The 10,303-nt window shown below is 65.4% G+C and carries 10 protein-coding genes and 1 tRNA gene; all 11 read right to left on the reverse strand.

Going from position 1 to position 10,303, the window contains the following annotated elements; all coding sequences use genetic code 11:
* Positions 1-4 precede the first annotated feature (4 nt).
* Positions 5-1,099: an NADH-quinone oxidoreductase subunit NuoH gene (nuoH, locus tag AC5JLE_RS17135; protein ID WP_006458641.1), complete on the reverse strand. Its 1,095-nt coding sequence runs from the start codon at positions 1,097-1,099 to the stop codon at positions 5-7.
* Positions 1,096-3,330 carry an NADH-quinone oxidoreductase subunit NuoG gene (gene nuoG / locus AC5JLE_RS17140; protein ID WP_241884336.1) on the reverse strand — a complete coding sequence of 745 codons (2,235 nt, stop codon included), beginning with the start codon at positions 3,328-3,330 and terminating at the stop codon, positions 1,096-1,098. The genes nuoH and nuoG overlap by 4 nt, the downstream gene beginning before the upstream one ends.
* Complete coding sequence (gene nuoF / locus AC5JLE_RS17145; protein WP_014647866.1) at positions 3,327-4,667, reverse strand: NADH-quinone oxidoreductase subunit NuoF; 1,341 nt, start codon at positions 4,665-4,667, stop codon at positions 3,327-3,329. The genes nuoG and nuoF overlap by 4 nt, the downstream gene beginning before the upstream one ends.
* Before the next feature lie 4 nt (positions 4,668-4,671).
* Complete coding sequence (gene nuoE / locus AC5JLE_RS17150; protein WP_014647867.1) at positions 4,672-5,199, reverse strand: NADH-quinone oxidoreductase subunit NuoE; 528 nt, start codon at positions 5,197-5,199, stop codon at positions 4,672-4,674.
* Positions 5,200-5,296: 97 nt separating this feature from the next.
* Complete coding sequence (locus tag AC5JLE_RS17155; protein ID WP_032957439.1) at positions 5,297-6,604, reverse strand: NADH-quinone oxidoreductase subunit D; 1,308 nt, start codon at positions 6,602-6,604, stop codon at positions 5,297-5,299.
* On the reverse strand, positions 6,601-7,350 hold the full coding sequence (locus tag AC5JLE_RS17160) for an NADH-quinone oxidoreductase subunit C (protein ID WP_014647869.1): 750 nt from the start codon (positions 7,348-7,350) through the stop codon (positions 6,601-6,603). The genes AC5JLE_RS17155 and AC5JLE_RS17160 overlap by 4 nt, the downstream gene beginning before the upstream one ends.
* A 33-nt stretch (positions 7,351-7,383) precedes the next feature.
* Positions 7,384-7,938, reverse strand: a complete 555-nt coding sequence (locus AC5JLE_RS17165) for a NuoB/complex I 20 kDa subunit family protein (protein WP_005417936.1) — start codon at positions 7,936-7,938, stop codon at positions 7,384-7,386.
* The gene (locus tag AC5JLE_RS17170; RefSeq protein ID WP_008265012.1) at positions 7,929-8,285 is read right to left on the reverse strand and encodes an NADH-quinone oxidoreductase subunit A; all 357 of its coding nucleotides are present in this window, start codon (positions 8,283-8,285) and stop codon (positions 7,929-7,931) included. Before AC5JLE_RS17170 ends, AC5JLE_RS17165 begins: the two co-directional genes overlap by 10 nt.
* Positions 8,286-8,396: 111 nt before the next feature.
* Positions 8,397-8,481: transfer RNA gene (locus AC5JLE_RS17175), tRNA-Leu, on the reverse strand.
* Between the two features lie 51 nt (positions 8,482-8,532).
* Positions 8,533-8,970 carry a preprotein translocase subunit SecG gene (gene secG / locus AC5JLE_RS17180; RefSeq protein ID WP_014647871.1) on the reverse strand — a complete coding sequence of 146 codons (438 nt, stop codon included), beginning with the start codon at positions 8,968-8,970 and terminating at the stop codon, positions 8,533-8,535.
* Between the two features lie 31 nt (positions 8,971-9,001).
* On the reverse strand, positions 9,002-9,757 hold the full coding sequence (gene tpiA / locus AC5JLE_RS17185) for a triose-phosphate isomerase (protein WP_053495921.1): 756 nt from the start codon (positions 9,755-9,757) through the stop codon (positions 9,002-9,004).
* Positions 9,758-10,303 lie beyond the last annotated feature (546 nt).

A 10,303-nucleotide genomic window follows, 5' to 3' on the forward strand; every position in this document is an offset into this window, starting at 1 on the left:
CACTTTAGACGCCCTTTTGAATCACGCCGAAGAACACCATGACGGCGGTAACCGCGATCCACAGAATGGCCAGCGGGATGAAGACCTTCCAGCCCAGGCGCATGATCTGGTCGTAGCGGAAGCGCGGGAAGCTGGCACGGAACCAGATGTAGGCACTGGCGAAGAAGAACACCTTGACGAACAGCCACGGCGCGCCCCCCTTCCAGATCCAGTCGACCAGCGGCGAGACATCGCCGAAGTTGACCCAGCCCTGGACCGGGCTCAGCCAGCCGCCGAGGAAGAAGATCGAGATCAGGAAGCTGATCAGGATCATGTTCGCGTATTCGGCCAGGAAGAACAGGGCGAAGGCACCGCCGGAGTATTCGACCATGTGGCCGGCGACGATTTCCGATTCGCCTTCCACCACGTCGAACGGCGCGCGGTTGGTTTCAGCCACGCCCGAGACCCAGTAGATGACGAACAGCGGGAACAGCGGCAGCAGGAACCAGTCGAAGAAGCCGGAACTGCCGGCCTGCGCCATCACGATGTTGCTCAGGTTCAGGCTGCCCGAGGCGATCATCACGCCGACCAGGGCGAAGCCCATGGCGATTTCGTAGCTGATCATCTGCGCCGAGGCGCGCATCGCACCCAGGAACGCATACTTCGAGTTGGACGCCCAACCGGCCAGGATGATGCCGTAGATGCCCAGCGAGGTCATCGCCAGCAGGTACAGCAGGCCGGCATTGGCATTGGACAGCACGATCTGCGAATCGAAGGGCACCACCGACCAGGCCGCGAAGGCCGGGGCCAGGGTGATCAGCGGGGCCAGCAGGTAGATCGCCTTGTTGGCGCTGCTCGGCTGGACCACTTCCTTGAACAGCAGCTTGAAGACGTCGGCGAAGGCCTGGAAGATGCCCATGCCCACGTACATCGGGCCGTGGCGGACATGCATCCAGCCGATCAGCTTGCGTTCCCAGACCACGTAGAAGGCCACCGAAATGATCACCGGAACGGTGATCACCAGGATCTTCAGGATGATCCAGATCAGCGCGCCGATGTCACCGAGGCCCAGCAGCCACTGGTGCAGCGGGTCGACCGCGTTCAACAGCAATTCGTTCATGCAGCCACCACCGTTACGCGAGCGGCACCCAGCGGCGCGGTCGCGCCGTGGCCCGATTCAATCCAGACCGAACCCGCAGCGACGCGGGCGTCGACCACCACCGGCAGGGTGGCCTTGCCGGCATCGGTGCCGACCTTGGCCATCTGCCCTTCCTGCAGCTGCAGGCGAGCGGCATCTTCAGCGTTCAGCACGATGCGCGGGGCGTTGTTGAGCGGATGCGACTGCAGTGCCGGCGCGCGACGGACCACCGCATCGGTGCGGTAGATCGCGGCGGTCGAAGCCACTTCCAGGCCTTCGCCGGCAACCACCGGCTGCGCCGAAGCGGCAACGGTGACCGGTACCGGGGCCAGGCTGGCGCGCAGGCCGGCCAGGTCGGTGAAGTCGAAACCGGCCACGGCCAGCTCGCCGCCCAGGGCGCGCAGCACGCGCCAGCCTTCACGGGCCTCGCCCGGCAGCTTGCCGCCGGCACGGGCCGACTGCTCGCGACCATCGAGGTTGGTCAGGGTGGCGTCGATTTCCGGCAGCGCACCGATCGGCAGGATCACGTCGGCGACGTCGCGGGTCGAGGCACAGGCGAACTGGCTGAAAGCCACCACCTGGGCACCGGCCAGCGCCTTGCGCGCGGCAGGTGCATCGGCGAAGTCCAGGCCCGGCTCAAGGCCGTACACCACATAGGCCTGGCGCGGCTGCGCCAGCATCGCGGCGACGTCCTTGCCAGCCGGCAGCACACCGGCGCGGGTCAGGCCAACGGCGTTGGCGCCCTGCGGGATGCGGCACAGCTTGGCACCGGTGGCGGCGGCGAACTCACGCGCAGCAGCGCGGATCGCGGCAGCCTGCGGGTGGTTTTCGGCGATGCCACCGACGATCAGCACGGTGTTGTTGCCGCCCTGCACTGCCGAACGCAGCTCGGCGTTGGCCAGCGCGTCGACGAACTTCGACGGTGCGACGATCTGCTTGCCGGCGATGCTGAAGGCGAAGTCGAAGTCCACCGGGTTGACGACATGGATCTTCGCGCCCTTGGTGGTCTGCGCCTTGCGCAGGCGGGCGTGCAGCAGCGGCAGTTCGTGGCGGATGTTGCTGCCCAGAACGACGATGCGGTCAGCGCCCTCGATTTCGGCCAGCGGCAGGCCGAACACTTCGGCGGTTGCGGCGTCGGAGAAATCGCGGTTGTTGATGCGGTGGTCGATGTTGCCCGTGCTCAGGCCCTTGGCCAGGCGGGCCAGCAACGCGCCTTCCTCGTTCGAGGTGGACGGGTGCACCAGCACGCCCAGGTTGTCGCCCTGGTTGGCCTTGAGGATCTCGGCGGCCGCGGCCAGGCCTTCAGCCCAGCTCACTTCCTTCCACTCGCCATTGACCTTGCGCAGCGGCTTGACCGCACGGTCTTCGCTGTACAGGCCCTGGTGCGAGTAGCGGTCACGGTCGGACAGCCAGCACTCGTTCACGGCTTCGTTGTCGCGCGGCACGGTGCGCAGCACTTCACCGCGACGCACGTGCAGGAACAGGTTCGAACCCATCGCGTCGTGGTAGCCCAGCGATTCGCGCGCGGTCAGTTCCCACGGACGGGCGCGGAACTGGAACACCTTGTTGGTCAGCGCGCCGACCGGGCAGACGTCGACGACGTTGCCGGACAGCTCGGTGGTCAGCGGCTTGCCGTCGAAGGTGCCGATCTGCAGGTTCTCACCGCGGTACATGCCACCCAGTTCGTAGGTACCGGCAACGTCGGCGGTGAAGCGGACGCAGCGGGTGCACTGGATGCAGCGGGTCATCTCGGTGGCGACCAGCGGGCCCATGTCCTCGTCCGGCACCACGCGCTTGCGCTCGTTGAAGCGGCTGACCGAACGGCCATAGCCCAACGAGACGTCCTGCAGCTCGCACTCGCCGCCCTGATCGCAGATCGGGCAGTCCAGCGGGTGGTTGATGAGCAGGAACTCCATCACCGAGCGCTGGAACTTCAGTGCCTTCTCGCTACGGGTGGCGACCTTCATGCCGTCCATCACCGGGGTGGCGCAGGCCGGCGCCGGCTTCGGCGACTTCTCCACGTCCACCAGGCACATGCGGCAGTTGGCGGCGATCGGCAGCTTCTCGTGGTAGCAGAAGCGCGGAATCGGAATACCGGCCTTGTCGGCCGCCTGGATGATCATCGAACCCTTGGGCACGACCAGCGACTTGCCATCGATCTCGATGGTCACGTGATCCGGTGGCACGTTCGGGTTTACGGGTTGCGCGCTCATGCGGCGGCTGCCTCCACCTTCTTGCCGTCAACCATCGAATGACCGTTGACGATGTAGTACTCGAATTCGTCCCAGAACTGGCGCAGGAAGCCCTGGATGGGCCATGCAGCCGCTTCACCGAACGCACAGATGGTGTGGCCTTCGATCTGCCCCGCCACCGCCTTCAGCTGGTGCAGGTCTTCCATCGTGGCCTTGCCGGCGACGATGCGCTCCAGCACGCGGTGCATCCAGCCGGTACCTTCACGGCACGGGGTGCACTGGCCGCAGGATTCCTTGTGGAAGAACTGGCTGATGCGGCAGGCGAACTTGACGCAGCAGACGCTGTCGTCGAGCACCACGATCGCGCCCGAACCCAGGCCGGAGCCCAGTGCACGGATGGTGTCGTAGTCCATCGGCAGGTCCTCCAGCTCGGCCGCGGTCAGCACCGGCATCGACACGCCGCCCGGGATCGCGCCCTTCAGCGTGCGGCCCGGACGCAGGCCACCGGCCATTTCCAGCAGGTCGTGGAATTTGGTGCCGAGCGGCACTTCGAAGTTGCCGCCGTTCTGCACGCAGCCGGACACCGAGAAGCACTTCGGACCGCCGTTGGCGGTCAGGCTCAGGCCCTTGAACCACTCCGGACCGTTGCGGATGATCGCCGGCACCGAACCGTAGGTTTCGGTGTTGTTGATCGTCGACGGCTTGCCATACAGGCCGAAATTGGCCGGGAACGGCGGCTTGTAGCGCGGCTGGCCCTTCTTGCCTTCCAGCGATTCCATCAGCGCGGTTTCTTCGCCGCAGATGTACGCGCCGGCGCCCAGCGCACCGTAGATGTCGATGTCTACGCCGCTGCCGAGGATGTTCTTGCCCAGCCAGCCGTTCGCATAGGCGTCGGCCAGGGCCTGCTCGAAGTGCTCGAACGGCTCGTGGTGGAACTCACCGCGCAGGTAGTTGTAACCCACGGTCGAACCGGTGGCGTAGCAGGCGATCGCCATGCCTTCCACCACCGAATGCGGGTTGTAGCGCAGGATGTCGCGGTCCTTGCAGGTGCCCGGCTCGGATTCGTCCGAGTTGCAGAGGATGTACTTCTGCATGTTGCCCTTGGGCATGAAGGACCACTTCAGGCCGGTCGGGAAGCCTGCGCCGCCGCGGCCGCGCAGGCCCGAGGCCTTGACCATCTCGATGACCTGCTCCGGCGGGATCTTCTCTTCGAGGATCTTGCGCAGGGCGGCGTAGCCACCGGTCTTCAGGTAGCTTTCGTACGACCACGGGGTGTCGTAATGCAGGGTGGTGTAAACCACCTGGTGCGGCAGCGGCGCGGGGCCGACCGGACCCTTGGATTCGTGGTGATGTGCCATGCCCTTACTCCAGCCCGTCCAGCAGCTCGTCGACCTTTTCCAGGGTCAGACGCTCATGGTAGTGACCGTTGATGACCATCATCGGCGCGCCGCCACAACCGGCCAGGCACTCTTCCTCGCGCTTGAGGTAGACGCGGCCGTCCGGGGTCGATTCACCGTGCTTGATGCCCAGCTTCTTCTCGCAATGGCGGACGATGTCCTCGGCGCCATTGAGCCAGCAGCTGATGTTGGTGCAGATGGCCACGTTGTTGCGGCCCACCTTCTCGGTCTCGAACATCGAGTAGAAGCTGGCGACCTCGTAGGCCCACACCGGCGGCAGGTCGAGGTACTTGGCGACGGCGGCGATCAGCTCGTCGGTCAGCCAGCCCTGGTTCTGCTCCTGGGCCGCATGCAGGCCCTGCAGCACGGCAGAGCGCTTGCGGTCCGGCGGGAACTTGGACAGCCAGTGATCGATGTGAGCGCGGGTCTTGTCGCTCAGCACCACCATCGGGTCGACGTCGCGCGCCGCCTCGAAATTACCTGTCGCCTTCATCGGCCGACCTCAGCGAAATGCATAACGTGAAATTCCAGAAACTGCGGCGCCGGCTTGCGCCGGCTGCCTGCAGCGGGCGTTGGCGTGGCGGACGGCATTACCGGTCAACCTCGCCGAACACCAGGTCATAGGTACCGATCATCGCCACCACGTCGGCCAGCATGTGGCCGCGCACGATCGAATCGATCGAGGACAGGTGGGCGAAGCCCGGTGCGCGCAGGTGCACGCGGAAGGGCTTGTTGGCGCCATCGGAGACTAGGTAGCAGCCGAATTCGCCCTTGGGCGCTTCCACGGCCGCATAGGTTTCACCCGCCGGTACGCAATAGCCTTCGCTGAACAGCTTGAAGTGGTGGATCAGCGCTTCCATGTCGTCCTTCATGTCCTCGCGCTTGGGCGGAGCGACCTTGAAGTTCTTGACCATGACCGGGCCGGGGTTGGCCTTCAGCCACGCCACGCACTGCTTGATGATGCGGTTGGATTCGCGCATTTCGGCGACGCGGACCAGGTAGCGGTCGTAGCAGTCGCCTTCCTTGCCCAGCGGGATGTCGAAATCGACAGCATCGTACTTGGCGTACGGGCGCTTCTTGCGCAGGTCCCAGGCCACGCCCGAGCCACGCAGCATCACGCCGGTCATGCCCCACTGGTGCGCCAGTTCCGGAGTGACCACGCCGATGCCGACGGTACGCTGCTTCCAGATGCGGTTGTCGGTCAGCAGGGTTTCGTATTCGTCGATGCGCTTGGGGAACTCGACGGTGAAGTTCTCCAGGAAGTCCAGCAGCGAGCCTTCGCGCGAAGCATTGAGCTGCTTCAGCGCCTTGCCCTTGTGCCAGCGCGATTCCTTGTACTTCGGCATGTGGTCCGGCAGGTCGCGGTAGACACCGCCCGGGCGGTAGTACGCCGCGTGCATGCGCGCGCCGGAGACCGCTTCATAGCAGTCCATCAGCTCTTCGCGCTCACGGAAGGCATACAGCATCACGGCCATCGCACCCAGGTCGAGCGCGTTGGAGCCCAGCCACATCAGGTGGTTGAGGATGCGGGTGATCTCGTCGTACATGGTGCGGATGTACTGCGCACGCTCCGGCGCCTCGATGCCCATCAGGGTCTCGATCGCGCGCACGTAGGCGTGCTCGTTGCACATCATCGACACGTAGTCGAGGCGATCCATGTAGCCGATCGACTGGTTGAACGGCTTGGACTCGGCCAGCTTCTCGGTGCCACGGTGCAGCAGACCCACGTGCGGGTCGGCACGCATGATGGTTTCGCCGTCCATTTCCAGGATCAGGCGCAGCACACCGTGAGCGGCCGGATGCTGCGGGCCGAAGTTCATGGTGTAGTTGCGGATTTCCTGCCGGCTTTCGGCGGCGTTGCTGGCGAACGCTTCGCCGGCCTGGTGTACGTGGCTCACTTCACTGCCTCCTGCGCGCGCTCACCGGCTGCGGTCTGCAGACGGGCGTCGTCACGGATCACGCGCGGCACGCCGACACGCGGCTCCACCGAGGTGACCGGTTCGTAGATCACGCGCTTCTTTTCTTCGTCGTAGCGGACTTCGACATTGCCGATCAGCGGGAAGTCCTTGCGGAACGGATGGCCGACGAAACCGTAGTCGGTCAGGATCCGGCGCAGGTCCGGGTGGCCTTCGAAGATCACGCCGTACAGGTCGAACGCTTCGCGCTCGAACCAGTTCAGGCCCGGCCACACGCTGGTCAGCGAGGACACCACCGGCAGCGCTTCGTCAGGGGCGAAGCAGCGCAGGTGCATCATCAGGTTGTGCTGGTACGAACGCAGCTGGGCGACCACGGCGAAACGCTGGGTCGGCATGTGCTGCGGGCGGGCACCGTCGGCACCGTTTTCCTCGGTGGGGAACTCGCCCCACGCGAAGCGGCCCTGGGCCTTGCCTTCGACGCCACGGCTGAAGCCCTGCGAGGACACGTCGGCGGTGTCCCATTCGTCGGAGCCATAACCGAGGTAGTCGACGCCGCACAGATCCACGGCCTGCTCGAAACCAAACTCGTCACGCAGCGCCAGGGCGGTGGCGTGCCACTCGGCGGCAGGCACTTCCAGCGTCACTTCGCCGCGGGGTTCGACCACGATGACCTTCGCACCAGCGAAACGTGCGGAGAGTCGGTCGATGAAGGATGCTTGCTCTGCCATGGGGGCTTGGCGCGCTCTTGTCAGGTGAAGGGGTCAGCGGGCGATGGTCTGTGTACGCCAGATCTTCTTCTGCAGCTGCAGGATCCCGTACACCAGCGCCTCGGCGGTCGGCGGGCAGCCCGGGACGTAGACGTCCACCGGCACCACGCGATCACAGCCGCGCACGACAGAATAGGAGTAGTGGTAATAGCCACCGCCGTTGGCGCAGCTACCCATCGAGATGACCCACTTCGGGTCCGGCATCTGGTCGTAGACCTTGCGCAGCGCCGGGGCCATCTTGTTGACCAGGGTACCGGCCACGATCATCACGTCGGACTGACGCGGCGACGGGCGGAACACCACGCCGTAACGGTCAAGGTCCAGGCGCGCGGCGCCGGCGTGCATCATCTCGACCGCGCAGCAGGCCAGGCCGAAGGTCATCGGCCACATCGAGCCGGTGCGCGCCCAGTTCAGCAGTGCGTCGACGCTGGTGGTGACGAAGCCCTTTTCCAGCAGCGGGTTGTCGCCTTCCGGCCGCAGGATGTCATCAACCCGGCCTTCCGGCGACGGGTTGTTCATGAGGCCATCGAGAGTCTGAATCACTCCCATTCCAGCGCTCCCTTCTTCCAGACGTAAATGAAACCGAGGAACAGCATGCCGACGAACAGCCCCATGGTGATGAGCGAACGGGCGCCCAGCTCCATGAAGACCTGGGTCCACGGCACGATGAAGATGATTTCCAGGTCGAAGACGATGAACTGGATCGCGATCAGGTAGTAGCGCACGTCGAACTTCATGCGCGCGTCTTCGAAGGCCTCGAAGCCGCACTCGTACGGCGACAGCTTTTCCAGATCGGGGCGGCGGGGACCGAGGAATCGACCAACCAGCATCAGCGTAATGCCGATACCGGTGGCAACGATCAGAAACAGCAGAGAAGGCAAATATTCGGCCAGCACAGCGATTCTCTCTTGCCTCTGCCGCCGCGCCTGCAGGCGCTTTGGCATGGGGGAGTGGACGGGAACCTGCCCGGCGCCTTGCGCGCCAGACGAACCCGCTTTACTTACAAATGGTGCCCAAGAGGGGACTCGAACCCCTACGACTTGCGTCGCTACCACCTCAAGGTAGTGCGTCTACCAATTCCGCCACCTGGGCAAACGATCACATCAGACTATCTTCCCGATGCGACGCGTATTGTAACCGGCTTCAGTGTTTCTGGGAGCCTTCCGAAGGCTTTTCTTCACCAGAAACCGAAGATTCCGCCTGAGCCGGCACATTCGCCGCCGGAACCGGGGCGGCCGGGACCGGATCGGCCTTCGGAACGGCCGGCAGTTCGCCCGCCGGAGCCGCCGGCGCGCTGGCCGCCGGGGCGGACATCAGGCCCAGGTCCTGGTCGGCCGCCGGACGGGTGCCGTGACCGGCATACCAGGCCATGAAGAGACTGATGCCGAAGAACACGACGGCCAGCCACTTGGTCGACTTGGACAGGAAGTTCGAGGCGCCACGCGCACCGAACACCGTGCCCGAGGCGCCGGCACCAAAGCCCGAACCCGCCGCCGCACCCGAGCCGCGCTGCATCAGGATCAGCGCGATCATGGCCACAGCGACCAGCACGTAGACGACATTGAGGATCAACATCAGCATTGGAAACCGCCCTCGGACAATACTTCTAGGATTAGTTCGCGGCCGCCGCCCGTGCGATGGCCAGGAAGTCCGCGGCCACCAGGGAGGCGCCGCCGACCAGCCCACCATCGACATCCGGCTGCGCGAACAGTTCCCCGGCATTGTCGGGCTTCACGCTACCGCCGTAAACAATGGGCAGTGAATCAGCAATTCTAGCATCGAAGCGCGCAACTTCGCCACGGATGAACGCGTGCACCTGCTGTGCCTGCTCCTTTGTAGCGGTACGGCCGGTACCGATGGCCCAGACCGGCTCGTAGGCGACCACGGCCTTGGCAAAGCCGGCCGCGCCGACCAGTTCAAGCACCGGCGCCAGCTGGCTGGCGATGACCGCTTCGGTCTGCCCGGCCTCGCGCTGCTCCAGGGTCTCGCCCACGCACAGCACCGGCACCAGGCCGGCATGCTGGGCGGCGGCGAACTTGCGCGCGACCAGCTCGCTGCTTTCATGGTGGTACTGGCGGCGCTCGGAATGCCCGACCAGGCCATAGCGGGCCCCGACCTCGACCAGCATGGCCGCGCAGACCTCGCCGGTATAGGCGCCCTTCTCGTTGCTGCTCACGTCCTGCGCGCCGAAGGCCAGGCCGGTCTCGCCGAAGTCCTCGACCAGCTCGCCCAGGTACGGCAGCGGCGGCAGGATCACCACGTCCACCCCCTCCAGCGGCAGCCCGGCGGCCACCTGCCCCAGCAGTTCATTGGCGAATTGACGGCTGCCATGCAGCTTCCAGTTTCCGGCGACGATCTTGCGGCGCATGAGCGGGTGGCTCCTGTGTGAAGTCAGCCGGTCATGATACCCGTTGCGGCAAAAATCCGTTTCCTTGTAAGCGGTTACATGGATTTTCAGCCAACGGCGCAGCCCCTCGTGGCGGGAGTTTGTTTGGGGTTGGTCGCGGAAAGCCCGGTTGGATTGGTGGGCTTGGCCGGGCGGGTGGGGATGGCGGGGGACGCCGTAAACCCGTCCGTGGGGGCTTGGCCGCGGCATCCATGCCGCGGACACCCCCGTCATCCCCAACCGCCCGGCCTCCGACACATTCCGGCGGTTCCGCCCGCCACGGAAAGAAAAAAGAAGAGCAAGAGCAAAAGCGGCATACCACGTGCCCTGCCCCACTTCGATCCGAGAGATCTCATCCACGCATGGCGTGGATCTACCGTGTCGAGCAAGGTCGACACCCACCAACCGTCACCGGGAAACTGTCGAAGGCGGGGTGGGGGGGGGGGGGGGGGGGGGCGCCCGCATGGTGGCCCGGCCCAGCCCCCCCGGCTGGGGTTTACGCCTCCCCGCCAACCCCCCCCACCCCCC

The organism is Stenotrophomonas sp., assembly GCF_059505245.1.